Annotated in this window: 18 protein-coding genes; 16 read left to right on the forward strand and 2 right to left on the reverse strand. The window is 71.2% G+C overall.

What is annotated here, in order from left to right:
- The first annotated feature begins 2 nt into the window (after positions 1–2).
- The 12 genes from ligA to OG202_RS34295 all read left to right on the forward strand — a co-directional run bounded on the left by ligA (position 3) and on the right by OG202_RS34295 (position 16,543).
- Entirely contained in the window at positions 3–2,222 is a 2,220-nt protein-coding gene (ligA, locus tag OG202_RS34240) for an NAD-dependent DNA ligase LigA (protein WP_327727699.1), read from the forward strand.
- Positions 2,223–2,448: 226 nt separating this feature from the next.
- Positions 2,449–4,857: a putative bifunctional diguanylate cyclase/phosphodiesterase gene (locus OG202_RS34245; protein ID WP_405895459.1), complete on the forward strand. Its 2,409-nt coding sequence runs from the start codon at positions 2,449–2,451 to the stop codon at positions 4,855–4,857.
- 298 nt (positions 4,858–5,155) lie between these two features.
- Positions 5,156–5,452: an Asp-tRNA(Asn)/Glu-tRNA(Gln) amidotransferase subunit GatC gene (gatC, locus tag OG202_RS34250; RefSeq protein WP_005480000.1), complete on the forward strand. Its 297-nt coding sequence runs from the start codon at positions 5,156–5,158 to the stop codon at positions 5,450–5,452.
- Positions 5,453–5,459: 7 nt separating this feature from the next.
- Positions 5,460–6,956, forward strand: coding sequence for an Asp-tRNA(Asn)/Glu-tRNA(Gln) amidotransferase subunit GatA (gene gatA, locus OG202_RS34255; RefSeq protein ID WP_326577089.1), 1,497 nt, complete (start codon positions 5,460–5,462; stop codon positions 6,954–6,956).
- On the forward strand, positions 6,953–7,195 hold the full coding sequence (locus OG202_RS34260; RefSeq protein ID WP_326577087.1) for a hypothetical protein: 243 nt from the start codon (positions 6,953–6,955) through the stop codon (positions 7,193–7,195). Before gatA ends, OG202_RS34260 begins: the two co-directional genes overlap by 4 nt.
- 15 nt (positions 7,196–7,210) lie before the next feature.
- Positions 7,211–8,725 (forward strand): Asp-tRNA(Asn)/Glu-tRNA(Gln) amidotransferase subunit GatB, encoded by a 1,515-nt coding sequence (gene gatB / locus OG202_RS34265; RefSeq protein ID WP_326577085.1) that lies wholly within the window; start codon positions 7,211–7,213, stop codon positions 8,723–8,725.
- 279 nt (positions 8,726–9,004) lie between these two features.
- Positions 9,005–11,302 carry an MMPL family transporter gene (locus OG202_RS34270; protein ID WP_326577084.1) on the forward strand — a complete coding sequence of 766 codons (2,298 nt, stop codon included), beginning with the start codon at positions 9,005–9,007 and terminating at the stop codon, positions 11,300–11,302.
- Entirely contained in the window at positions 11,280–11,855 is a 576-nt protein-coding gene (locus OG202_RS34275) for a GNAT family N-acetyltransferase (RefSeq protein WP_326577082.1), read from the forward strand. The genes OG202_RS34270 and OG202_RS34275 overlap by 23 nt, the downstream gene beginning before the upstream one ends.
- A gap of 35 nt (positions 11,856–11,890) precedes the next feature.
- Entirely contained in the window at positions 11,891–12,496 is a 606-nt protein-coding gene (locus tag OG202_RS34280; protein WP_326577080.1) for a hypothetical protein, read from the forward strand.
- A gap of 227 nt (positions 12,497–12,723) precedes the next feature.
- A complete protein-coding gene (locus tag OG202_RS34285; RefSeq protein WP_326577078.1) occupies positions 12,724–12,891 on the forward strand; it encodes a hypothetical protein in 168 nt (55 codons plus the stop codon).
- 271 nt (positions 12,892–13,162) lie between these two features.
- Positions 13,163–16,252, forward strand: a complete 3,090-nt coding sequence (locus OG202_RS34290; protein ID WP_327732113.1) for a helix-turn-helix transcriptional regulator — start codon at positions 13,163–13,165, stop codon at positions 16,250–16,252.
- 81 nt (positions 16,253–16,333) lie between these two features.
- Complete coding sequence (locus OG202_RS34295; RefSeq protein WP_327727695.1) at positions 16,334–16,543, forward strand: DUF6191 domain-containing protein; 210 nt, start codon at positions 16,334–16,336, stop codon at positions 16,541–16,543.
- 8 nt (positions 16,544–16,551) lie between these two features.
- Here OG202_RS34295 and OG202_RS34300 read toward each other — a convergent pair whose 3' ends face one another.
- Positions 16,552–17,718: a PQQ-dependent sugar dehydrogenase gene (locus tag OG202_RS34300; protein ID WP_327727694.1), complete on the reverse strand. Its 1,167-nt coding sequence runs from the start codon at positions 17,716–17,718 to the stop codon at positions 16,552–16,554.
- A gap of 270 nt (positions 17,719–17,988) precedes the next feature.
- Positions 17,989–18,987, reverse strand: a complete 999-nt coding sequence (locus OG202_RS34305) for an aldo/keto reductase (RefSeq protein ID WP_328224073.1) — start codon at positions 18,985–18,987, stop codon at positions 17,989–17,991.
- 75 nt (positions 18,988–19,062) lie between these two features.
- Between OG202_RS34305 and OG202_RS34310 the strand changes: the two genes are divergently transcribed.
- The 4 genes from OG202_RS34310 (at position 19,063) to ilvN (ending at position 26,192) form a co-directional block, all read left to right on the forward strand.
- A complete protein-coding gene (locus OG202_RS34310) occupies positions 19,063–20,064 on the forward strand; it encodes a 2-hydroxyacid dehydrogenase (RefSeq protein ID WP_327727692.1) in 1,002 nt (333 codons plus the stop codon).
- A gap of 392 nt (positions 20,065–20,456) precedes the next feature.
- A complete protein-coding gene (locus tag OG202_RS34315) occupies positions 20,457–23,549 on the forward strand; it encodes a putative bifunctional diguanylate cyclase/phosphodiesterase (protein WP_327727691.1) in 3,093 nt (1,030 codons plus the stop codon).
- A gap of 247 nt (positions 23,550–23,796) precedes the next feature.
- Positions 23,797–25,644 carry an acetolactate synthase large subunit gene (locus OG202_RS34320; protein WP_326577066.1) on the forward strand — a complete coding sequence of 616 codons (1,848 nt, stop codon included), beginning with the start codon at positions 23,797–23,799 and terminating at the stop codon, positions 25,642–25,644.
- Between the two features lie 20 nt (positions 25,645–25,664).
- Positions 25,665–26,192, forward strand: a complete 528-nt coding sequence (ilvN, locus tag OG202_RS34325) for an acetolactate synthase small subunit (protein ID WP_030040507.1) — start codon at positions 25,665–25,667, stop codon at positions 26,190–26,192.
- The last annotated feature ends 100 nt before the right edge of the window (positions 26,193–26,292 follow it).

Here is a 26,292-nt window from a genome sequence, read left to right on the forward strand (position 1 = left end):
CGGTGGCCGGCGACAAGGACGCACAGCCCACATCGGTACCCGCCGAGGCAGCGGTGCCCGCCGAGGCCCGCGAGAAGCACGCGCGGCTCGCCGAACAGATCGAGGAGCACCGCTTCCGGTACTACGTGAAGGACGCTCCCGTCGTCAGCGACGCGGAGTTCGACGAACTCCTGCGCACCCTGGAGGCGTTGGAGGACGAGTACGCCGAGCTGCGTACCCCGGACTCGCCGACCCAGAAGGTCGCCGTCGAGTACGAGACCGATCTCGCCGAGGTGGAGCACCGCGAGCGCATGCTCTCCCTCGACAACGTCTTCGACGACGACGGGCTCGCCGCCTGGGCCGACCGCGTGGCCAAGGACGTCGGGACCACCGACTACCACCTGCTGTGCGAGCTGAAGATCGACGGTCTCGCGGTGAACCTGACGTACGAGGACGGCAGGCTCACCCGCGCCGCCACCCGGGGCACCGGGCGGACCGGCGAGGACATCACGCCCAACGTCATGACGATCGCGGAGATCCCGCACCGGCTGAAGGGCGACCGCGTCCCGCGGCTCGTCGAGATCCGGGGCGAGGTCTACTTCCCGATGGAGGCCTTCCAGGGTCTCAACGAACGCCGTGTGGCGGCCGGTGAGAAGCCGTACGCCAATCCCCGCAACTCCGCCTCGGGTTCACTGCGCCAGAAGGACCCCAAGGTCACGGCCACCCTGCCCCTCCACATGGTCGTCCACGGCATCGGCGCCCTGGAGGGCTTCGACGGCGGTTTCACCCGCCTCTCCCAGGCCTACGACCTCCTCAAGTCCTGGGGTCTGCCCACCGCCGAGCACAACAGGGTGGTCGACGACCTCGACGGCGTACGGGAGTTCATCGCCTACTACGGCGAACACCGTCACTCGGTGGCGCACGAGATCGACGGCGTGGTCGTCAAGCTCGACGAGATCCGTCTGCAGGGACGTCTCGGCTCGACGGCGCGCGCACCCCGCTGGGCCATCGCCTACAAGTACGCGCCAGAAGAGGTCAACACCAAGCTCATCGACATCAAGGTGGGCGTCGGCCGCACCGGCCGGGTCACGCCGTACGCCCAGGTCGAGCCGGTCACGGTGGCGGGCTCGGAGGTCGAGTTCGCCACGCTGCACAACCAGGAGGTCGTCAAGGCCAAGAACGTCCTCATCGGGGACACGGTCGTGATCCGCAAGGCCGGTGACGTCATCCCCGAGATCCTCGGGCCGGTCGTGGACCTGCGCGTCGAAGGCGAGACCCGCCCCTTCGTGATGCCGACCGAGTGCCCGGAGTGCGGGACACCGCTGCGGCCCATGAAAGAGGGCGACATCGACCTGCGGTGCCCCAACGCCCGCAGCTGCCCCGCCCAGTTGAGAGAGCGCGTCTCGTATCTGGCGGGCCGGGAATGCCTGGACATCGAGCACTTCGGCGGTGTCGCCGCCGCCGCCCTCACCCGGCCCCTGGAGCCGGCCGACCCGCCCCTCGTCGACGAGGGCGACCTCTTCGACCTCACGGTGGAGAAGCTGCTCCCCATCAAGGCGTACGTCCTGGACGCGGACAGCGGTCTGCCCAAGCACGATCCGAAGACGGGCGAGCCGAAGATCGTCACGGTCTTCGCCAACCAGCAGGGCGAGCCCAAGAAGAACACGCTCGCCCTGCTCCAGAAGATCGAGGAGGCCAAGAGCCGCCCGCTCGCCCGCTTCCTCAACGGGCTCTCCATCCGCCACGTCGGACCGGTCGCCGCCCAGGCCCTGGCCCGCGAGTTCCGTTCGATCGACCGTATCCGGCAGGCCACGGTGGAGGAGCTCACGGCAGTCGACGGCGTGGGCGCCATCGTCGCGAAGGCGCTCGAGGAGTGGTTCGCCGAGGAATGGCACCTAGAGATCATCCGTAAGTGGAAGGAGGCCGGTGTCCCCCTGGAGGACAAGGGCTCCGGCGAGGACGAGGGACCCAGGCCCCTCGAAGGGCTGACGGTCGTCGTCACCGGCACACTCGAACACCACACCCGCGACGGGGCCAAGGAGGCGCTGCAGAGCCGGGGCGCCAAGGTGACCGGCTCGGTGTCGAAGAAGACCTCATTCGTCGTAGTGGGTGAGAATCCGGGCTCCAAGTACGACAAGGCGATGCAGCTCAAGGTGCCCGTCCTGAACGAGGACGGCTTCGCCGTACTGCTCGAACAGGGACCGGACGCGGCGGCGGAAGTCGCGCTCCCGATCGAGGAGTAGGGGTTGAAGGCCACCCGTTCGGCGCATACCAGATGCATACGGGTGGCCGGTCGCATTCGGGCAACCGCCGTCGACCGCTGCCCGTAGAAGCCTTGTGCGGCCTACTGTTGAGGTGTGCGCCTGCCGTGCCCGGACGCGTGGCGGGTTTTCGGACGCGGTGCCGTTGAGGTTGTCGGGAGCAACGGGCCGCGTGGCGCGGGCACCGCCGGCTGTGAGAGGGACGGGAATGGAACCGACCGAGAGCGTCGCCCCGGACTCACGGCTGCGTCTGCGCCGGATGTCCGGGGCCTGGCGACGGGGGCGCTCCCTGCTCATGGGAGGACGCCCGTTCGAGGGAAGCCGAGAGCAGCGAGGTCGAGAGCGGGAGAGCCGAGAGCGGGAGAGCCGGGAGCGGGGTTCCCGGCAGGCGACGGCGGCGGAATCCAGGGCCGGGGTGGCATGGCCGCCGGGCCGTGCGGGCGCGAGCGCACGCGGCTCCCTCGTACCCGGCCCGGCACAGCTCACCTCCGGCACCGCGGTCGGCACGGGCGGGACCCCTGCCGTCACCGGCGCGCTCAGCCAGGGCCGCGGCCACGAACTGCCGGGCCACGAAGCCGATCGGCACATGTCCTGGCCCGCGCTGCCCGCCGTGATCGTGGGCCTCGCCGGCGCCATCCTGGGCGCCGGGTTCTACCGGGCGTTCGTCGGGCAGCACGCGCTCTTCCCGGCCGGCGCCGTCGGCTGGTCCCTCGCCCTGCTGACCGGCATCATCGTCGGCCACCTCGTCGCCATGGGCCGCGCCCGCTGGTGGGGCGGCACCGGCTCCGGCGCCGCCCTCACCCTCGCCGTCCTGCTGCTGTACGGCTGGGTGGCCGCAGGGATGGTCAGCCTCACCGTCGTCGTCCTCGTCGGCATCGCCCGCCGGGGCCGCTGGCGGCAGGGCGTGCTGCACGGCGCGGTCGACATCCTCGGCATCGGTGCCGCCGCGCTCGTCCTGAGGGTCTTCGGCCGGGTCCCCTCGGTGGAGCGGCCCTGGGACCCGGACAGCTGGAACCTCTACTCGGCGCCCCAGGTGGCGCTGGTCGCCATCGCCTACCTCGCGGTCAGCCGCGCCCTGCTCTGGTATCTGGCCGCGCCACGCGGCGGACTGCCCACCGTCGCGCGTACGGCCCTGGTCAGACAGGGGCTCGTCGCCGTCGCGCTGCTCGGCATCGCCCCGCTCGTCTGCGTCGTCGCCCTCGCCCAGCCCCTGCTGCTGCCGCTCTTCGCCATCCCCCTCATCGCGCTCGACTCCACGCTGTGGATAGCCCGCGCCCGCGCCGAGGAGCAACTGCGCGACCCGCTCACCGGACTGCCGAACCGCCAGTGGCTGCTGGAACGGACCTGGACCGCCCTGGACGACGCCGAACGCATCGGGGCGAGGTCCGCACTGATGCTGATCGACCTCGACCGCTTCAGGTCCGTCAACGACACACTCGGGCATCTCGCGGGCGACCGGTTGCTGTTGCAGATAGCCGATCGGCTGCGGGTCGCCCTGCCGCGCGGAGCGGAGGCCGCGCGGCTCGGCGGCGACGAGTTCGCCGTCCTGCTGCCCGTCGCCGACTCCACGACGTCCGCGTCGCGGGTCGCCCGCAACCTCGTCGCCGCGCTCGGCTCGCCGCTCGACCTCGACGGGCTCACCCTCGTCCTGGAGGCCAGCGCCGGGCTCGCCGTCTTCCCCGACCACGCGCTCGACGCGGAGGGGCTGCTGCGCCGGGCGGACGTGGCGATGTACCAGGCGAAGCGGGACCGTACGGGCGTCGAGGTGTACGAGCCCAAGCGGGACTCGAACACGCCGGACCGGCTCGGTCTGCTGGGCGACCTGCGGCGCGCGCTCGACGCGCAGGAGGTCGAGCTGCACTACCAGCCGAAGGTCCGCTTCGACGGGCAGGTCGCCGGGCTGGAGGCGCTGGTCAGGTGGGTGCATCCCGAGCGGGGGAAGGTACCGCCGGACGAGTTCATAGCGATCGCCGAGTCGTCCGGGCTGATGCCGCATCTGACGGAGTACGTCCTGGAGACCGCCCTCGCGCAGGTGGCGCGGTGGCGGGCCCAGGGGCTGCACGTACCGGTCGCCGTGAACGTGTCGCCGCGCGATGTCCACACCCCCGGCTTCGCGGGCGCGGTGGCCGCGCGGCTCGCCCGCCACGGGGTTCCCGCCGGGTCGTTGCAGCTGGAGATAACGGAACACGTGCTCCTGGAGGACCCTCAGCGGGCCGCGGACACCCTCGCCGGGCTGACCGGGCACGGGGTGAAGATGTCGCTCGACGACTTCGGGACGGGGTACTCGTCGCTGGTCCATCTGCGGCGACTGCCGGTGAGCGAGCTGAAGATCGACCGGTCGTTCGTGGCGCGGCTGGCGATCGACAACGAGGACGCGGAGATCGTGCGCTGCACGGTGGACCTCGCGCATTCGCTCGGCCTGCTCGTCGTCGCGGAGGGTGTGGAGGACGACGAGACGTGGGAGCGGTTGCGGGATCTGGGGTGTGACGCGGTGCAGGGCTGGCTCGTCGCCGCCGCGATGCCGCCGGAGGAGGCCACGGCCTGGCTGCGGGCGCGGGGGTCCCGTGGGTGGCAGCGGCCGAAAGCCGCCTTGCCCGCGGCTACGGCGGACGAGTAGCGCGGGCGCCTGATGGCTCGGGGGTGCGGGCCTGGTTGGCGGGTGCGGGTCCGGTGGGGCTTCTCGCGCAGTTCCCCGCGCCCCTGAACAGCAGGGGCCGCGCCCCGTGCTGTTCAGGCCCGCAGGGACTGGGCCTTCAGGGGCGCGGGGAACTGCGCGAGCAACCACGACGAACCCGCACTCGCCCGATTACAGTGCACCCCGAGCTACCAGGCGCCCGGCCCAGCGGCGCAGCCAACCCCGCGCGCCCCATAGGATTGGCGCCAAACCACACTCACTCACCCCAGAGGATCGCTGCATGCCTGGCATCACGCGCGAGGAGGTCGCCCACCTCGCACGGCTGGCGCGTCTGGAGCTGAAGCCCGAAGAGCTTGAACACTTCGCGGGCCAGCTGGACGACATCATCGGCGCGGTCGCCCGCGTCAGCGAGGTCGCCGACCAAGATGTACCGCCGACCTCGCACCCGCTGCCGCTGACGAACGTCATGCGCGCGGACGAGGTCCGTCCGTCGCTCACCCCCGAGCAGGCACTTTCCGCCGCCCCGGCCCAGGAGCAGCAGCGTTTCAAGGTGCCGCAGATCCTGGGGGAGGACTGATCACGTCATGACCGACAGCATCATCAAGCTCACCGCGGCGGAGATCGCCGCGAAGATCGCTTCCGGCGAGCTCACCGCCGTACAGGTCACCGAGGCCCACCTGGCCCGGATCGAGGCCGTCGACGAGAAGGTGCACGCCTTCCTGCACGTCGACCGCGAGGGCGCCCTCGCCCAGGCCCGTGCCGTCGACGAGAAGAAGGCCAGGGGCGAGAAGCTCGGCCCGCTCGCCGGTGTTCCGCTCGCGCTCAAGGACATCTTCACCACGGTCGGCATTCCGACCACCGTGGGCTCGAAGATCCTCGAAGGGTGGATCCCGCCTTACGACGCGACCCTCACCAAGCGCCTGAAGGACGCCGACGTCGTCATCCTCGGCAAGACCAACATGGACGAGTTCGCCATGGGGTCCTCCACCGAGAACAGCGCGTACGGGCCGACCGGCAACCCCTGGGACCTCACCCGGATCCCGGGCGGCTCCGGCGGCGGTTCCTCCGCCTCGCTCGCCTCCTACCAGGCGCCCCTCGCCATCGGCACCGACACCGGCGGTTCGATCCGTCAGCCGGCCGCCGTCACCGGCACGGTCGGCGTCAAGCCGACGTACGGCGCGGTCTCCCGCTACGGCATGGTGGCGTTCTCGTCCTCCCTCGACCAGGGCGGGCCCTGTGCCCGTACGGTCCTGGACGCGGCGCTGCTGCACGAGGTCATCGCGGGGCACGACCCGCTCGACTCGACCTCCATCGACGCCCCGGTCCCGGCGGTCGTCGAGGCCGCGCGCAACGGCAGTGTCGCCGGGATGCGGGTGGGCGTCGTCAAGCAGTTCCGGGGCGAGGGCTACCAGGCGGGCGTGCTCCAGCGGTTCGACGAGTCCGTCGCGCTGCTGAAGGAGCTGGGCGCCGAGATCGTCGAGCTGGACTGCCCGTCGTTCGACCTGGCGCTGGCCGCGTACTACCTGATCGCGCCGAGCGAGTGTTCGAGCAACCTCGCCCGCTTCGACGGGCTGCGCTACGGCCTGCGTACCGGCGACGACGGCACGAACTCCGCCGAGACGGTCACCTCCCTCACCCGTGAGGCGGGCTTCGGCCCCGAGGTGAAGCGCCGCATCATGCTCGGCACGTACGCGCTCAGCTCCGGCTACTACGACGCGTACTACGGCAGCGCCCAGAAGGTCCGTACGCTCATCACGCGGGACTTCGAGAAGTCGTTCGAGAAGGTCGACGTCATCGTCTCGCCGACCACGCCCACCACCGCCTTCCCGATCGGCGAGCGCGCCGACGACCCGATGGCGATGTACCTGGCGGATCTCTGCACCATCCCGACCAACCTCGCGGGCAACGCCGCGATGTCCCTGCCCTGCGGCCTCGCGCCGGAGGACGGGCTGCCGGTCGGACTGCAGATCATCGCTCCGGCACTGAAGGACGACCGGCTTTACAAGGTCGGCGCCGCCGTCGAGGCCGCCTTCGTGGAAAAGTGGGGGCACCCGCTCCTCGAGGAGGCTCCGTCGCTGTGACCAACGCACTGTCCAAGGCCAAGGACTTTCAGAAGTCGAAGTCCGGCACGTACGTGTCCATCGCCACCACCGCCTTCGGCGCGTGGGGTGTCGCCAAGCGGATCAAGAAGGCCCGCTCGGACGAGGACACCCTGCGCCTGATCGACGCGACGGTCGCCGCCGTCGGCATCGTCACCGGCCTCGCCATCCTGTACCGCGAACTGAAGCGGCTGGGCGACGACGACGTCCTGCTGGGCTGAGAGGGAAGTTAGACCGTGACCACCACGACCGACCTGGTGTCGTACGAGGACGCGCTGGCGTCGTACGACCCCGTCATGGGCCTCGAGGTCCATGTCGAACTCGGCACCAAGACCAAGATGTTCTGCGGCTGTTCGACCGAACTCGGTCAGGACGCCAACACGCAGACCTGTCCCGTCTGCCTCGGCCTGCCCGGCGCGCTCCCGGTCGTCAACGCGATCGGCGTCGAGTCGGCGATCAAGATCGGTCTCGCGCTGAACTGCGAGATCGCCGAGTGGTGCCGCTTCGCCCGGAAGAACTACTTCTATCCGGACATGCCGAAGAACTTCCAGACCTCCCAGTACGACGAGCCGATCGCCTTCAACGGCTACCTCGACGTACAGCTGGAGGACGGCGAGACCTTCCGTGTGGAGATCGAGCGCGCCCACATGGAGGAGGACACCGGCAAGTCGACGCACGTCGGCGGTGCCACCGGCCGCATCCACGGCGCCTCGCACTCGCTGCTCGACTACAACCGCGCGGGCATCCCGCTCATCGAGATCGTCACCAAGCCGATCGAGGGTGCGGGGATGCGGGCTCCCGAGGTCGCCAAGGCGTACGTCCGTGAGCTGCGCGAGGTCATCAAGGCGCTCGGCGTCTCGGAGGCCCGTATGGAGATGGGCCAGATGCGCTGCGACGTGAACCTGTCGCTGCGCCCGCACGGCCGCGAGAAGTTCGGCACGCGTTCCGAGACGAAGAACGTGAACTCGCTGCGGTCCGTCGAGCGTGCCGCCCGCTTCGAGATCCAGCGGCACGCCGCCGTGCTGAACGACGGCGGGACGATCATCCAGGAGACCCGGCACTTCCACGAGGACACGGGGTCCACGACCTCCGGCCGCGTGAAGGAGGAGGCCGAGGACTATCGGTACTTCCCCGAGCCGGACCTCGTGCCGGTGGCCCCCTCGCGCGAGTGGGTCGAGGAGATCCGGGCCGCGCTGCCCGAGCTGCCGCTGGTCCGTCGCAACCGGCTCCTCGGGGAGTGGGGCATCTCGGGCACCGAGATGCAGGCGATCCTCAACGCCGGCGCGCTGGACCTGATCGTCTCCACCATCGAGGCCGGGGCCGACGCCGCCTCCGCCCGCAAGTGGTGGATGGGCGAGCTGGCCCGCAGCGCCAACGAGTCGGGCGTCCCGCTCGACGAGCTGGCGATCACGCCGGAGCAGGTGGCCCGGGTCACCGAGCTGGTCTCGAAGGGCGACCTGAACGACAAGCTGGCCCGCCAGGTCATCGAAGGCGTTCTCGCGGGCGAAGGCACCCCGGACGAGGTCGTCGACAAGCGCGGTCTGAAGGTCGTCTCCGACGAGGGCGCCCTGACGACGGCCGTCGAGGAGGCCATCGCCGGCAACCCGGGCATCGCCGACAAGATCCGCGGCGGCAAGGTGGCCGCGGCCGGAGCCCTGGTCGGTGCGGTCATGAAGGCCACCCGTGGTCAGGCCGACGCGGCCCGCGTCAAGGAACTGATCCTGGAGAAGCTGGGCGTCGGCGAGGGCTGAACGACCGGCGGTTCCGCCGCGTATCCCTGGGGGCGGTGCATCACTGCGATGTGCCGCCCCCCGGGTGTGCCCGGGGGCGTGGCGCAGGGTGACAGAGTGCTGTCGTCTGTCCTGTGAGGTGGCTCCCATCTCCTGTGAGGAGACCCTCAAAGGGGCCTAACGATCACTTCTGGGTGCAACAGTGGCCAGACGTTGCTCATGCGTTCTTTGTGTGCTGTTCAGTTCGATTCACGGCTGTACACGGTCAAAGATCCACAAACCCCCCCAGGAGCACGATCCGTGGCAGCCCTTGCGCGCTGGTGCGTCCGGCACCGTCTCGTCGCCGTACTTCTGTGGCTTCTCGCGTTCGCCGGCACGGCCGCCGGCGCCGCCGTCGCGGGAGCCGCGTACTCGAACGACTACAAGACCCCCGGAACCGAGTCCAGCCGCGCCACCGAACTCCTGAACGAGGGCTTCCCGGGTGTCAGCGGCGACAGCGCCACCGTCGTCTGGCACAGCGATGCCGGCTCCGTGCGGGCCGCCGCCGTCGAGCAGACGATGACCCGCACCCTCGACGAGATCGCCGACCTGCCGGGCGTCGCCGCCGTCACCGACCCGTACGACGGCGCCGACGGCGGCCGGATCAGCGAGGACAGCCGTACGGCGTACGCCACCGTCACCTTCGACCAGCCGGCCGAGGACGTGGACAAGGCGCAGGCCGAGGCCGTCGTCGACACGGCGAAGGGCGCCGAGGGCGGCGGGCTCCAGGTGGAGCTGGGCGGCACCTCGATCGAACTCACCGAGACCTCCGGCGGGCACCTCGCCGAGATCGTCGGCGTGCTCGTCGCCGCCGTCGTCCTCTTCCTCGCGTTCGGTTCACTCGCCGCCAGCCTGTTGCCGATCGCTACCGCCCTGGTCAGCGTGGGCACCGCCTATGCGGGGATCACCCTGCTCGGGCACGCCATGACGGTCGCCGACTTCGCGCCCATGCTGGGCACCCTGATCGGCCTCGGCGTCGGCATCGACTACGCGCTGTTCATCGTGACCCGGCACCGGCGCGGGCTGAAGCGGGGGCTGTCCGTCGAGGAGGCCGCGCGGAACGCGGTCGCGACCACCGGACGGGCCGTCGTCTTCGCCGGCGCCACGGTCTGCATAGCCCTGCTCGGCATGCTGATCCTGCGCCTCGGCTTCCTCAACGGCGTCGCGATCGCCGCCTCCCTCACCGTGGTCCTCACCGTCGCCGCCTCCGTGACGCTGCTGCCGGCCCTGCTGTCGTTCATCGGCATGCGGGCGCTGAGCCGCCGCGAGCGGCGCCGCCTGGCCGAGCACGGCCCCGAGCCCGAACTGCCCACCGGCTTCGCCGCCCGCTGGTCCGCCTTCGTCGAGAAGCACCCCAAGAAGCTCGGCGCGATCGCCCTCGTCGTCATGACCCTGCTCGCCCTGCCCACCCTCGGGCTGCGCCTGGGCACCTCCGACCAGGGCAACGACCCGCAGGCGACGACCACCCGCCAGGCCTACGAACTGCTCGCCGACGGCTTCGGCCCCGGCGTGAACGGCCCGCTCACCCTCGTCACCGAGGTCGACGGCGCCGCCGACAAACTCGCCCTCGACAACCTCGACACCACGCTCCGGGCCACCGAGGGCGTCTCGGCGGTGACCCCGGTCACGTACAACACCGGCGGCGACACCGCGTACCTCACCGTCGTCCCCGACTCCTCCCCGCAGTCCGCGAAGACCAGTGACCTCGTCGAACAGCTGCGCGACGAGGTGCTGCCGAGGGCCGAGACCGGCACCTCGCTCGATCTGCGCGTCGGCGGGGTGACCGCCGGTTACGACGACTTCGCGGACGTCATCGTCGGCAAGCTGCCGCTGTTCGTGGGCGTGGTCATCGGCCTCGGCTGCCTGCTGCTCCTGCTCGCCTTCAGGTCCATCGGCATACCGCTCAAGGCCGCCGCGATGAACGTGGCCGCCGTCGCCGCCGCGTTCGGCGTGGTCGTCGCGATCTTCCAGTGGGGCTGGGGGAGTGAGCTGCTGGGCCTCGGCCGGGCCGGGCCGATCGAGCCCTTCCTCCCCGTGATCATGGTGTCGGTCCTCTTCGGGCTCTCCATGGACTACCAGGTCTTCCTGGTCAGCCGGATGTACGAGGAGTGGCTGGAGACCGGCGACAACCGGCGCGCGGTCCGGGTCGGCCTGGCCGAGACCAGCCGGGTGATCAACTCCGCGGCGGTCATCATGATCTCCGTCTTCCTCGCCTTCGTGCTCAGCGGCGACCGCGTGATCGCCATGTTCGGCATCGCCCTGGCCGCCGCCGTCGCCCTCGACGCCTTCGTCCTGCGCACGCTCCTCGTCCCCGCCCTCATGCACCTGCTCGGCGGCGCCAACTGGTGGCTGCCCCGCTGGCTGGACAAGCGCATGCCCCGCATCAGCATCGAGCCGCCCGAATCCCGCGCCGCCCATGAGAGGCTGGCCGCCGCGACGGACGCCGAGGCGGCGGACGTATTGGCGGGGGACGCCGAGGACGTACCGGCGGGGTACGCCGACGCGACGGACGTACGGGCGAAGGAGCGACAGCCGGATGTACGCGATATCCCTGGGTGACGACGGGGCCGAACTGCGGCCCCTGGAGCCCTGGCACGCCGAGGAGTTCCTCGCGCACCTGGAGCGGGGGCGCGACTTCATCAACGCGTACGTCCCCTTCGGCCAGACCGCCACGGACGTCGCGTCCGCGCGCGCCGTCCTCCAGCGGTACGCCGACATGCGCGCCGCCGACACCGGCTCCCTGCACGGCATCTGGCTCGACGGCAAGCTCGTCGGCGGGGTCCTCTTCCTCAACTTCGACGCGGAGAACGCCAACTGCGAGGTCGGATGCTGGCTGGAGCCCGCCGGCACCGGGCGGGGGCTGATCACCCGTGCCATGCGGATCCTCATCGACTGGGCCGTCGACGTCCGTGCCATCCACCGGGTCGAGTGGATCGCGGCCTCCGGCAACACGCCGAGCCTGAACGTGGCGCGGCGGCTGGGCATGGTCAGGGACGGTGTGCAGCGGGAGAGATATCCCCACCGAGGTGTCCGGCACGACTTGCAGATATGGTCCGTTCTGGCGCCCGAATGGCGTGCGGCACGTGATCGCAGCGCTCACAGCGATCATTAAGAAACCTCTCAGACAACATTCGTACGGTGCGAGGTATGGGAACCAAGACAGTTGACGAGACCGGTGCCGACACGGGTGCCGAGGCCAGGAACGACGACGAGTCGGTGAAGGGCACCGACGTCATCAAGGAGGACGCGGCGCAGACGGAGGCCGCGGCGGAAGCCGGCCACTCGGTCGAGGCCGACGACTCCGACGAGGCCGGAGAGTTCGACGAGGAGTTCCCCCCGGCCGCCGCGAAGGCGTCGCCAGGCGTCGGACAGGGTGCCGCCGGCATCGTGTCCGTGGTGCTGGGCCTCGTCTCGCTGACCGGCGGCTGGGTCGGCACGGTCGCCTCCGCGCGCGAGGAGATCACCGGCCAGCTGGAGATGCAGGCCGCGACGAACGCGACCGTCGCCACGCAGCTCCAGGCGGTCTACGGCGATGCCTGGCAGGCGTCCGCGCTGTGGGGCGGCGTCTTCGCGCTCGTCGGGCTGCTCGTCGGCGTCGCCGTGCTCGTGCGGCCCGCGTTCGGCGACCCCGACCAGGTGCAGACGCCGTGGATCAAGTCGGTGGCCTGGGCCGGTGTCTCGGTCGGCTTCATCGGGCTGGTGCTGGCCGCCCTGAAGTACTCCGACATCCTGCTGGCGCTGCCGAGCACCTGACGCCCTGCCCCGAGCAGGGCTGACGGGACGGTCAGGTAGGACGGACAGGACGGACAGGACGGTTTCTGAGGGGCCTTAGGCCCGGTGCGGGTATCCCTACACCGGCCTAAGGCCCCTCCCCGCGTTCAAGATGCGGAACTCTCCCGATGTGGCGGACCCGCCTCGGAGACGAAGGTTGAGGCATCGCAGCAAGCGAGCCGAGACCGACTCTTCACGAGGGGTACGAGATGTTCGAGTACGAGCTCCAGCAGATCCGTTCCGCAGAGCTGATCCGCGAGGCGGAGCAGTACCGCCGGGTACGCGAGGCCCGCCGCGCCCGCCGCGACGAGCGAAACGAGGAGGGCCGGGTGCCTCACGAACGCCCACGCAGGCTCCGGTTCCCACGCGCCGCGTGAATGCGGGGCGTGGGCGTTCCTGGGCGAGTGCGGGCGGTGAGGGGTTGCTCGCGCAGTTCCCCGCGCTAGTTGAGAACCGGGGGCGACCCCATGCTCCTAAGGGGCGCCGGGAACTGCGCGAGCACCCCCCACTCACCCGCACTCGCCCGACAACCGCCCCCCGGAGCTCTGACGCGAAAGCCGGACGTGGAGTGATGGAGGCCTGGTGAACGACGGTTCGGTGGCCGGGCGCCCGCGGATAATCGGTGCCGGAGTGTCCGAGGGTCGTGCGATGCTCGGCGATGTGGAGACCAGGTCCGTCAGTCCGGTGTTCGTCGGTCGAGCCGACGAACTGGAGGTGTTGCGCGAGGCGTTGGCCCGCGCAGCGGGTGGGGGTGCCGCGCGGGCGGCGGGAAGCGGGGGAGACGGGGGCGGCGGCCCGCAGGCGCTGCTGCTCGGCGGTGAGGCCGGGGTGGGCAAGACCCGCCTGGTCGAGGAGTTCGCCGCCGAGGCCGTGCGCGCGGGCGCGGTCGTCGCGCTCGGCGGCTGCGTCGAGATCGGCGCCGACGGACTGCCCTTCGCGCCCTTCTCCACCGCGCTGCGCGCCCTGCGCCGCCGACTGCCCGACGAACTGGCCACCGCGGCCGCCGGACAGGAACAGGAACTGGCCAGGCTGCTCCCCGAGTTGGGCGAGACTCCCCGCGTACGGCACGACGAGGAGGGCACGGCCCGCCTCTTCGAACTCACCGCCCGCCTCCTGGAACGCCTCGCCGCCGACCGCACGATCGTCCTCACCCTGGAGGACCTGCATTGGGCCGACGCCTCCACCCGCCACCTCCTCTCCTACCTGCTGCGCACCCTGCGCACCGGCCGTCTCGTCGTCCTCGCCACCTATCGCTCCGACGACATCCACCGCCGCCACCCGCTGCGCCCCCTCCTCGCCGAACTCGACCGCCTCCGCACGGTCCGTCGCATCGAACTGCCCCGCTTCAACCGCGCCGAGGTCGGCCACCAACTCGCCGGCATCCTCGCCGCCGAGCCCGAACCGGAGCGCGTGGACGAGATCTTCGACCGCTCCGACGGCAACGCCTTCTTCGTCGAGGAACTCGCCGTCGCCGCCCACGACGGCGGCTGCCCCGGCCTCACCGACTCCCTGCGCGACCTGCTCCTCGTCCGCGTCGAACGGCTCCCCGAGGACGCCCAGCGGATCGCCCGCATCGTCGCCGAGGGCGGGTCCACCGTGGAGTACGCCCTGCTCGCGGCCGCGGCCCGGCTTCCCGAGGACGACCTCATCGAGGCCCTGCGGGCCGCCGTCGGCGCCAACATCCTGCTCGCCGCCCCCGGCGGCGACGGCTACCGCTTCCGGCACTCCCTGGTCCGCGAGGCCGTCAGCGACGACCTGCTGCCCGGCGAACGCTCCCGCCTCAACCGCCGCTACGCCGAGGTCCTGGAGGCCGACCCGACCCTCGTCCCGGCCGACGGCCGCGCCACCCGCCTGGCCAGCTACTGGTACCACGCCCACGACGCGGCCAAGGCCCTGCCCGCCGTCCTCGACGCCTCCGCCGAGGCCCGCTCCCGACACGCCCACTCCGAGCAACTACGGCTCCTGGAACGGGCGATGGAGCTGTGGGACGCCGCCCCCGACGCCGTACGCACCGCACTGCGCCCCGTCGACTACACCGAGGTCTACCCTCCCTGCGGCTGCGACCCCGCCACCACCCCCCTGCGCTATCTGGACCTCATGGCCGAGGCCGCCGTCGCCGGACGGCTGTGCGGGGAGCGGGAGCGGGCCCTGAGGATCACTCGGCGGGCCCTCGACCTGCTCGCCGACGGGGGCGACCCGCTGCGCACCGCCTGGTTCTGGGTACAGCGCTCCATGCTCACCGAGGGCCTGGCCCGGGGCGACGGCTGGAAGGAGCTCGCCACCGCCCAGGATCTCGTCCGCGGCCTGCCGCCCTCGGAGGTGCACGCCGAGGTGCTCTCCCGCGTCGCCTGTTGGTCCATGCTCCACGCCCCCGGCCCCGACGCCCTCTCCGACGCCCAGCGCGCCGTCGAATACGCGCGCATGGTGGGCGCCGAGGACATCGAACTCAACGCCCGTCTCACCCTCGGCGGCCTGATGGTCGACGCCGGTGACGTCGAGACGGGCATCGCGGAGATGGAGGAGGCCCGCCGCCGCACGCTCGAACGCGGCCCCGCCGCCGTCGTGGGCCGCGCCTACGTGAACATCCCGTCCTGCCTGGAGGGCATCGGACGCTCCCAGGACGCGGTGCGCCTGCTGAAGGAAGGCGTCCAAGTCACCCGAAGCAGGGGCCTGTCGGAGTCCGAGGCCTGGGTCTGGGGCAACCTCGCCGAGTCCCTGTTCTCCCTGGGGTGCTGGGACGAGGCCCTGGAGGCCGTGGAGAAGGCCCAGAGCGTCGTCTCCAGCCAGAAGCCGCGAGGGCTCAGCACCCTCATCCACGCCGCCATCGCCCTGTCCCGCGGCGACCTCGCCGAGGCCCGCGGCCAACTCGCCGTCGCACGCGGCCATTACGGCAGCCACAACCCCATGCCGCAGAACGACCTGCCGCTGTCCTCTCTCACCCTCGGCATCGCCGTCGCCGAGGGCCGCCTCCCGGACGCCCGCGCGGAGCTCGCCCGCGTCCTCGACACCGGCTTCCCCGTCGGCACCCAGCGCTATGCCTGGCCCCTGCTGCTCACCGCCGTCATCGCCGAGGCCGAGGCCCGCACCCTGTCGACCGCCGGGCCCGGCCGCGCCGAGGTACTCGACCAGATCTTCACCGCGGTCAAGAAGCTCACCACCGGCGCACCGATCTGGCTCGCCCACGAGCAGTGGGTGCGCGCCGAACTCCAGCGCGCCGAAGGCGTATCGGCCCCGGACACCTGGTCCGATGTCGTCACCGCCTTCGAGCCTCTGGAACGGCCCTACGACCTCGCCCGCGTCCGGCACCGCCTCGCCGAGGCCCTGCTGACCGAGGGCACCGACGAGGAGGCCCGGGACCGCGCGACGGAACTGCTGCGGCTGGCCGCCGCCGTCGCCGACCACCTCGGTGCCCGCCCACTCGCCGACGAGGTCGCCCTCCTCGCCCGCCGCGCCCGCCTCACCCTCAGCCGCGCCCCCGAGCCCGCCCTCACGCCCGCCGACCCCGTGGCCGCGCTCGGCCTCACCGGCCGCGAACACGACGTCCTCCGCCTGGTGGCCGTCGGCCGCACCAACCGCCAGATAGCCGAGGAACTCTTCATCTCCCCGAAGACGGCCAGCGTCCACGTCTCCAACATCCTCGCCAAGCTCGGTGTCTCGGGCCGGGGCGAGGCGGCGGCGGTGGCGCATCGGGTGGGGTTGCCCCCGGCGGGGGCCGGGGAACGGCTGGCAGCGGGATGATGGCAGGGAGGACCGCCGAGGCTCCGCTGTTCGACAGGGACCGACCGCCCGCCGCCTCGCGGCCCCGGGGGAGGGAGCACCGTGTTCAACGCCTTCGAGGAACTCTTCGCACCTGGCCGCAAGCACACGCGTGACGAGCAGAACCGGCTGGAACTGACCCGCGAGGACGTCGGGGACAACGACCCGGGACGCGGACCGATAGACCTTGCGTCCGGGAAGGTCGTCGTACGCCCGCCCGAGCCGGTGGAGGAGGAGGCAGGGGCAGGGGCAGGGGAGGCGGCCGAGGAGTAGGCGGCCGGTTACGTCACCTCCAGCTCCAGGATCTTGTCGTCGCCACCTTCCGGGGAACCCCGGCCGTCCGTCTCGCTGGTCACCAGCCAGAGTTTGCCGCCGCCGGCGGAGACAACCGTGCGAAGGCGGCCGTAGTCCTCCTCCAGGAAGGCCTGGGGGTCGGCGGCGGCCTTGGTGCCGTCCAGGGGGACGCGCCACAGACGCTGGCCCCTCAGGCCCGCCATCCAGACCGAGCCCTCCGCTATGGCGATGCCGCTCGGGGAGGCCTCGTCCGTCCTCCACACGGCCACCGGGTCGACGTAACCGGACTTGCCGCCCTTGCCCTCCACCTCCGGCCAGCCGTAGTTCCCGCCGGGCCGGATCTGGTTCAGCTCGTCCCAGGTGTTCTGGCCGAACTCCGAGGCCCACAGACGCTGCTTGCCGTCCCAGGCGAGGCCCTGGACGTTGCGGTGGCCGTACGAATACACCACGGAGTCGTCGAACGGGTTGCCCGGGGCGGGCTCGCCGTCCGGGGTCATACGGAGGATCTTGCCGCCGAGGGAGTCCTTGTCCTGGGCCAGCGGGCCCTCGTACCGCTCGCCCGTGCTCGCGTACAGCAGTCGGTCGGGGCCGAAGGCGAGCCGGCCGCCGTTGTGGTTCGTGCCCTTGGGGATGCCCCGGAGGATGGTGTCCGGCGCGCCGAGCTGCTCGCCGGCGGGCTTCTCGGGGTCGTACAGCATCCGGACGATCCTGTTGTCGGACTCCGAGGTGAAGTACGCGTAGATCATGTGGTCGGAGGCGTACTCCGGGGAGACGGCGATGCCCATGAGGCCGCCCTCGCCGGCCGGGGCGACGCCGGGGACCTCGCCGAGCTCGGTGCTCTTGCCGGACTTCTCGTCGATTCTGCTGATCGTGGCCTCGTCACGGGAGGACACGAGGAGACCGCCCTCGGGGAGGGGCGCGAGGCCCCAGGGGGTGTCGAGGTCCTCGGCGACGGTGCGGACCACCCTCACCGAGCCCTTCGCGGGGGGCGCCGCGTCCGCCGCCTGCTCGGGCGGGGACGACTCGGCACTGCTGCTGCTCGGGGGTGAGCCGCCGGCCGCGTCCGGCTTCTCTCCGTCGTCGGAGGAGCAGCCGGTCGTCACCAGGAGCACGGCTGCGGCCAACGCGGCCGTCACCACTCGACGTTGCACCATCACGATCCCTTCGGCGTGGAGCTTCTACTTGTCATACACCGCGAGTGCCCCACAGGTTCCGCCTCCGCCCGATCAAGCGGCTTTTTCGCCCGACGCCCGACGCCCGACGCCCGATGCCCGACGCCTGATGCCCGATGCCCGACGCCTGATGCCCGACGCCTGATGCCCGACGTCCGGCGCGAAGGGCCGCGACGCTCGGCCCGGGCGCCGCCCGATCGCCGGCCGCCGTCCGCCGTCCGCCGTCCGCCGTCCGCAGTCCGCTCAGTCCGCTCAGTCCCAGGATCCCCGCGCGGGCGGGAGGCCCGCCACCTCCGACAGGTCCTGGGCCGTGAGACGGAGGGCGTGGGCGGCCGCGTTCTCCGTCACCCACCGTGCCTGCTTGGTGCCCGGCACCGGGACCACATGGGGGCCGAGGGAGAGGATCCAGGCGAGGGCGACCTGGGCCGGGGTCACCGTCGCCCCGTGGCGTGCCGCGACGCGGCGGAGGCCGACGACGAGGGGCTGGTTGGCGGCCATCATCTCGGCGGTGAAGCGGGGGTGACGGGCGCGGAGGTCGTCGATCTCGAAGCCCCCGCCGGGCGTCAGGGTGCCGGTGAGGAAACCATTCCCCAGGGGCATGGCGGCCAGGAAACCGATGCCGCGGGCCACACACCAGGGGAGAAGGGAGTCCAGGGCCTCCCGCGACCAGACCGACAGCTCGGCCTGCACGGCGCTCACCGGGAATATCTGCTGGACCCGCTGGAGCTGGCGGATCGTGGTGTCGTACATGCCCGCGCCCGGCCGGCGGCCCGCCCGCGCGCCCACCGCGCACAGGCCCAACGCCCTCACCTTCCCCGCCTGTACGAGCTCCGCCATCGCGCCCCACGTCTCCTCGACGGGGACCTCGGGGTCCGCCCGGTGGAGCTGGTAGAGATCGATGACGTCGGTCTGGAGGCGGCGCAGCGAGGCGTCGCAGGCACGTTTCACATAGCCGGGGCGGCCGTTGGCCACGATGTGCTGCTCACCCACCAACAAACCCACCTTGGTGGAGACGAAGGCCTCCGCGCGGCGCTCCCTCAGCACCCGGCCCACCAGCAGCTCGTTGGTGAAGGGGCCGTACATGTCGGCGGTGTCCAGCAGCGTGGTGCCGAGGTCGAGGGCCCGGTGCACCGTCCGCATCGACTCGTCGCCCCGTTGCCGCGACCTGGTGTACGCCCAGCTCATCGGCATGCACCCGAGTCCTACGGCCCCCACCTCGAGCGTCGCCGCGCCGATCGTCCTGCGCTCCACCTGGTCGTGACCCTCCCTCTCCCGACCCCCAACCTAACCTCTGCCGTGCCGGGTACCTGACATAGCCTCCGGAGCATGACTGCTGACGCGACTGCCGACCCGACCGCGGACGTGACCGCCGATGTGTGGCTCCCCATCCCGCCGGACGAGATCGAGGGGCTCCCGCAGGGCCCCAACTACCTCTTCTGGGACGGAGGTGAGGACGGCACGCAGCCGTACCCGGGCGACCCCGCGGACTGCGTCCTGTACGTGGTGCCCTACATGAAGCGCTGGCCGGTGAAGGTGAACCCGCTGGAGCACATGCGGAACCTGCGGGTGATCCAGACGCTCACGGCGGGCGTCGACGACGTCCTGGCCCGGCTGTCCGCGGTCGCTCCCGGTGTCCAGCTCTGCAACGCGCGTGGAGTGCACGAGGCCAGCACGGCCGAGCTCGCGCTCACCCTGACCCTCGCCTCGCTGCGCGGTGTCCCCGACTTCGTCCGGGCCCAGCAACAGGAGCGCTGGCAGGGCGACTTCCGCCCCGCGCTCGCCGACCGGACCGTCCTGATCGTCGGCTACGGCGCGATCGGCGCCGCCATCGAGGACCGGCTCGTGCCCTTCGAGGTGGCGCGGGTGGCGCGCGTCGCGCGCTCTGAGCGCACCACGGCGCGCGGACCGGTGCATTCGTTCACCGAACTGCCCTCCCTGCTGCCGCAGGCGGATGTCGTGATCCTGTCCACTCCTCTCACAGAACAGACGAAAGGCCTGGTCAACGCCGACTTCCTGGCCCGTATGAAAAACGGCGCCCTCCTGGTGAATGTTGCCCGCGGAGGCGTCGTCGACACCAAGGCGCTGCTCGCGGAACTGGACGGTGGGCGCATCACGGCGGCGCTCGACGTCACCGATCCCGAGCCGCTGCCGCCGGGGCACCCGCTCTGGCGCGCGCCCGGCGTCCTCATCAGCCCGCACGTCGGCGGCCCCACCTCGGCCTTCCTGCCGCGTGCCAAAAGGCTGTTGGTGGCCCAGTTGGGACGATTCGTGAACCGGGAGCCCTTGCGCAACGTGGTCCTTACGACGGGCGAGACGGACGACGCGTAATCCACTTCGGGCACCCTCCGCATTCCTTCGGAAGCGGAACGTGCTCACGTTGCCGCAGGTGGTCACTGAGCGTAGAGGAACTATGTCCCTGAGTGACGAGACTGGTGTATCGTCCCCGACAGGGGCTGCGCCGCGCACCGTTCGGCGCCGGGGACGGACTTGAGACAGCGAGGGGGGCGACGGGCGATGCACGGCCTATGGACGAACGATCCGACGCGGCGGAGCCGCCGACGGCGGCCCTGGCGAGCTGCGACGCGGAGGCACCCGCACGGGAGCCACGGCGGCCACAGCGGTCACGGTCAGCACCGCAGGCACAGCAGCCGCAGAAAGCACACCCCCCTGACGCGCCGGGACCGGCGGGACGCGGGAGCGGCGCTCACCTGGGAGAACCGGTGAGTCCCCGCCAGTCCACCGGCTCCACGCTGAGCCCCACGCTCCGGGCGACCAAGCCACTGCCCGGGCCGCTGCCGCCCGGGAGGGCACCCGGCCGCGGTGGCGCGAGCCTCCGGGCCCAACTCGTCCTCGCCCTGCTCTGCGCGGCCTACGCCGTCGGTGCCGCGTTCAGCTGGGGCAACGAACAAGTCGCCCTCGTCATGGGCGACTTCGGGCTCAGCGCGGCCGCGGCCGCGGCCGCCGTCTCCTGCTTCCGCTACGCACGCCGCCGCAGCAGCCGCTTTCGGCCCGCCTGGCTGCTGTTCGCCCTCTCCTCCGCCATGGCGGCACTGGGCAACGGCGTCTGGGGGTGGTACGAGGTCGTCCTGGAGCGGCCCGTGCCCGAGCCGAGCTACGCGGACCTGTTCTTCCTCTGCTTCGCGCCACCCGCCATCGTCGGCCTGCTGGTGCTGGCCAAGAGGCCCATGACCAGGGCCGGCTGGGTCTGCCTCGCGCTGGACTCCTGGCTCATCGGGGGCTCCCTGGTCACCCTCTCCTGGAGCCTCGCGCTCGCCCAGACCGCCCAGCTCGACGGGTCCGACACCGCGCACACCGCACTCTCACTGGCCTACCCGCTGCTCGACATCGCCCTGGTCAGCATGGTGCTCGCGCTGCACTTCCGCCGGTCCTCGATGCACCGCTCCGCGGTCAACACCGCGATCGGCGCCCTCGCGCTCACCGTGATGTGCGACGCCCTGTTCACCTCACCCCTCCTGCACACCAGCTACCGCTCCGGCCAGCTCCTCGACGCCGGCTGGTTCGCGGGCTCCCTGCTCCTCGCCTACGCCCCCTGGGCCGGCCAGCGGCACGGACAGGCGGACGAGGGCGGGCACGCGCGCGTGGTGCACGAACACATCCCGGGCCAGCGGCACGACGCGCAGCCGGGCCACCGCCACGAGGTCCAGCCGGGCCACCGGCACGACATCCAGCAAGGAGGACACGTGCATGTGCTCCTCCAGGGAGGAGGTCACAGTCGGTATCCGGCCACCCGCCCCATCGCCGGATCCCTGGCCGCGCTCACTCCCTACCTGGCCGCCGCCGTCTGCACCCTGGGCATCCTCTACAACGTCCTGAACGGCCGCAGTGTCGATCGCGTGGTGCTCATCACCGCCTGCACCGTCGTGCTCGCCCTCGTCGTCCGCCAGGGCATCATGCTCCTCGACAACATCACCCTCACCCAGGAGCTGGCCCAGAAGGAGAACCACTTCCGCTCCCTGGTGCAGGGCTCCAGCGACGTCATCATGATCGCCGCGCCGAACGGCATCCTCCGCTACGTCAGCCCGGCCGCCGCCGGGGTCTACGGACGTCCCGCGGAGGACCTCGTCGGCAAGGAGCTGGCGTCGATCATCCACCCCGAGGACCTCGGCTGCGTCGTCCACGAGGTGCGCCGCTTCCTCGCCGCCGACCCCGCCGAGGAGCCCACCACCCGTATCGAGTGCCGCTTCAAGGCCGGCGGTGGGGGCACCTCCCGCTCGAGCGAAGCCGAGAGCCGGGGAGGCTGGCTGAACGTGGAGTCCACGGTCAACCGCCACCACGGCGGCCTCATCTTCAACAGCCGGGACGTGACCGAGAGAGTGCGGCTGCAGGCCCAGCTCCAGCACAACGCCGAGCACGACCCGCTCACCGACCTGCCCAACCGCGCCCTGTTCACCAAGCGCGTCCAGCAGGCGCTTTCCGGCCGCCGCTCCTCCGACCGAGGTGTCGCCCTGCGCAACACGGCGGTCCTCTTCATCGACCTCGACGGCTTCAAGGCCGTCAACGACACGATCGGGCACCAGGCCGGGGACGAGCTGCTGGTCCAGGCCGCCCGCAGACTCCAGGACGCCGTCCGGCAGGGGGACACCGCCTCCCGGCTCGGCGGCGACGAGTTCGCGGCCCTCATCGTCGGGGACGGCTCCCGGGACCGCACCGCCCGTGAGCGGCACATCCTGGAGCTCGCCGACCGGCTCCGGATCGCCCTCTCACAGCCGTACACCATCGACGGCAACGATGTCCGGGTGGCCGCCTCCATCGGCGTCTCCTTCGCCGAGCCCGGCCTCGGCGCGGGCGAGCTGCTGCGCAACGCCGACCTCGCCATGTACCGCGCCAAGGCGTCCGGCAAGGGCCGCGTCGAGCTGTACAAGCCACAGATGCAGCAGGACGTCGTCCGCAAGGCGGAGCTGGCCACCCGGCTGCGGGCCGCGCTGCACGACGGCGAGTTCATGCTGCTGAACCAGCCCGTCGTGGAGCTGGAGACCGGCCGGATCTCGTCGGTCGCGACCGCGGCACGCTGGCGCTCGTCCCAGGGGGTGCTGTTCACGCCGGCCGAGTTCCTGCGGGTCTCCGAGGACAGTGAGAAGACCGCCGAGCTGGGCCGCTGGATGCTGGAGCAGGCCGTCGAGCAGGCCGCGGACCGGCTCACCAGCGGCCTGAACGTCCCGGTGTCCGTCCGGATGAGCGCCCGGCGCCTGCTGGACCGCTCCCTGCCCCCCGGCTCGGTGGAGACGCTCCTGACCCGCCACGGGCTGCCCTCGGGCTCCTTGATCGTCGAGCTGTCGGACACCGAGCTGAAGGGCCCGCTGGACGAGCTGGAGCGCCGGCTGAACCACCTCCGGCGCCTCGGTGTCCGGATCGCCCTGGACGGTCTCGGCAGTGGCCACGCGGCCATCACGGCACTGCGCCGGCTTCCCGTCGACGTACTGAAGCTGGACCGAGGCCTCGTCGAGGGGATCGTGGAGTCCACGCGGCTCCACAAGATCACCAGGGGGTTGCTGCGCATCGCCGACGACCTGGGGCTGCAGTCCGTCGCCGACGGCGTGGATCTGCCCGAGCAGGTGGTCGCCCTGCGCGCGATGGGCTGCACCCACGGCCAGGGCGCGGCCTTCTCCGGACCGCTGGACGAGTACCGGCTCCGCCGGGCCCTGTCCCTCGGGCACTACCCGGTGCCCAGCGGGCCCGCGGAACCCGCGTTCGCGGGCGGTGGGGGAGGGGTGTACACAAGTGGTGTGACCGCTGTCTACGGAGGCGGAAGTGCCCTTCGCTCACATAATGAGACTCCCGTCCCACCTACTTGACACGCGGTGCACGCCGGGGGGAGGGTCAGTGCCATGCGCACTCGAATCCTCGTACTTGGAAAGCGCGTCGGCTGAAGCTGGGACCCACCGGACGACGACCCGGAATCCCCAGCGACCGTACCCGACGCGCTCCCCTCGCTTGCCTCGTGGCAAGGAGGGGTTTTTTGTTGCACGGGCACCAGTCAGGCGCTAGCCGCACACCGCACGAACCTCGCAAAACACCCTCAGCATCGAGAAGAGAATGCCGATGACCGAGCAGGCCACCGGGGCCCACCATCCGCAGCCGCGGCCCCGATCCGGAGGACCGTCCACCCCCGTCGAGCACGTCACGGGTGCGCAGTCCCTCATCCGCTCTCTCGAGGAGGTCGGGGCCGACACGGTATTCGGCATCCCCGGCGGCACCATCCTGCCGGCGTACGACCCGATGATGGACTCCAAGCGGGTGCGGCATGTGCTGGTCCGCCACGAGCAGGGCGCCGGCCACGCGGCCACCGGTTACGCGCAGGCCACCGGCAAGGTCGGGGTGTGCATGGCGACGTCCGGGCCGGGCGCCACCAACCTGGTCACCCCGATCGCGGACGCGCACATGGACTCCGTGCCGCTGGTCGCGATCACCGGGCAGGTCGTGTCGAAGGCGATCGGTACGGACGCCTTCCAGGAGGCGGACATCGTCGGCATCACCATGCCGATCACCAAGCACAGCTTCCTGGTCACCAAGGCGGAGGACATCCCCCGGGCGATCGCGCAGGCGTTCCACATCGCGTCCACGGGGCGTCCGGGACCGGTCCTGGTCGACATCCCCAAGGACATCCTCCAGGCGAAGACCACCTTCAGCTGGCCGCCGAACATGGACCTGCCCGGCTACCGGCCCGTGACCAAGCCGCACGCCAAGCAGATCCGCGAGGCCGCCAAGCTGATCACCGCCGCCAAGCGGCCCGTCCTGTACGTCGGTGGCGGCGTTCTGAAGGCGCAGGCGACCGCCGAGCTGAAGGTGCTGGCCGAGCTGACCGGCGCGCCCGTCACCACCACCCTGATGGCGCTCGGCGCGTTCCCCGACAGCCACCCGCAGCACCTGGGCATGCCCGGCATGCACGGCTCGGTGGCCGCCGTCACCGGACTGCAGAAGGCCGACCTGATCGTCGCCCTCGGCGCCCGCTTCGACGACCGGGTCACCGGCAAGCTGGACAGCTTCGCGCCCTTCGCCAAGATCGTCCACGCGGACATCGACCCAGCGGAGATCGGCAAGAACCGCGCCGCCGACGTGCCGATCGTCGGGGATGCCCGCGAGGTCATCGCCGACCTGATCCAGGCGGTGCAGAGGGAGCACAGCGAGGGCGGACAGGGGGACTACACCGCCTGGTGGAAGGACCTCAACCGCTGGCGCGAGACCTACCCGCTCGGCTACGACCAGCCGGCCGACGGCTCGCTCTCCCCGCAGCAGGTCATCGAGCGCATCGGTCAGCTCGCCCCCGAGGGCACGATCTTCACGGCGGGCGTCGGCCAGCACCAGATGTGGTCCGCCCACTTCATCCAGTACGAGAAACCCGCCACCTGGCTGAACTCCGGCGGCGCCGGAACGATGGGGTACGCGGTCCCGGCCGCCATGGGCGCCAAGGCCGGAGCGCCGGCGCAGACCGTCTGGGCGATCGACGGCGACGGCTGCTTCCAGATGACCAACCAGGAACTCACCACCTGCGCCCTGAACAACATCCCGATCAAGGTCGCCATCATCAACAACGGCGCCCTCGGGATGGTCCGCCAGTGGCAGACCCTGTTCTACAACCAGCGCTACTCCAACACCGTGCTGCACAGCGGCCCGGACGACGTCAACCCGAAGGCCCGCGGCACCCGCGTCCCCGACTTCGTGAAGCTGTCGGAGGCCATGGGCTGCTACGCGATCCGCTGCGAGTCCCCGGACGACCTCGACAAGGTCATCGAGGAGGCGAACTCGATCAACGACCGCCCGGTCGTCGTCGACTTCATCGTCCACGAGGACGCGATGGTGTGGCCGATGGTCGCCGCCGGCACCTCGAACGACACGATCATGGCCGCCCGGGACGTCCGCCCCGACTTCGGCGACAACGAAGACGACTGAGCGAGAGAGACCCAAGAGACATGTCCAAGCACACGCTCTCCGTCCTGGTGGAGAACACCCCGGGCATCCTGGCCAGGATCGCCGCCCTGTTCTCCCGCCGCGGCTTCAACATCGACTCGCTCGCGGTCGGTGTCACCGAGCACCCCGAGATCTCCCGTATCACCATCGTGGTCAACGTGATCGAGGAACTGCCGCTGGAGCAGGTGACGAAGCAGCTCAACAAGCTCGTCAACGTCCTGAAGATCGTCGAGCTGGAGCCGGGCTCCGCCGTTCAGCGGGAACTCGTTCTGGTGAAGGTGCGCGCCGACAACGAGACGCGCTCCCAGATCGTCGAGATCGTCCAGCTGTTCCGCGCCAAGACCGTCGACGTCTCCCCGGAGGCCGTCACCATCGAGGCCACCGGGTCGAGCGACAAGCTGTCCGCCATGCTCAAGATGCTGGAGCCGTTCGGCATCAAGGAGCTGGTCCAGTCCGGCACGATCGCGATCGGCCGTGGCTCCCGTTCGATCACGGACCGCTCGCTGCGCGCCCTGGACCGGTCGGCCTGACACCCGGAACGGGCGGCCGACGACGCGCGGCCGCCCGTATGCCGAGACCCGCGAACTTTCACGACGCCCGCCGTCATACGGTGGGACGCAACACCTGCAC

This window comes from Streptomyces sp. NBC_00310, assembly GCF_036208085.1.
Lineage (GTDB): Bacteria > Actinomycetota > Actinomycetes > Streptomycetales > Streptomycetaceae > Streptomyces.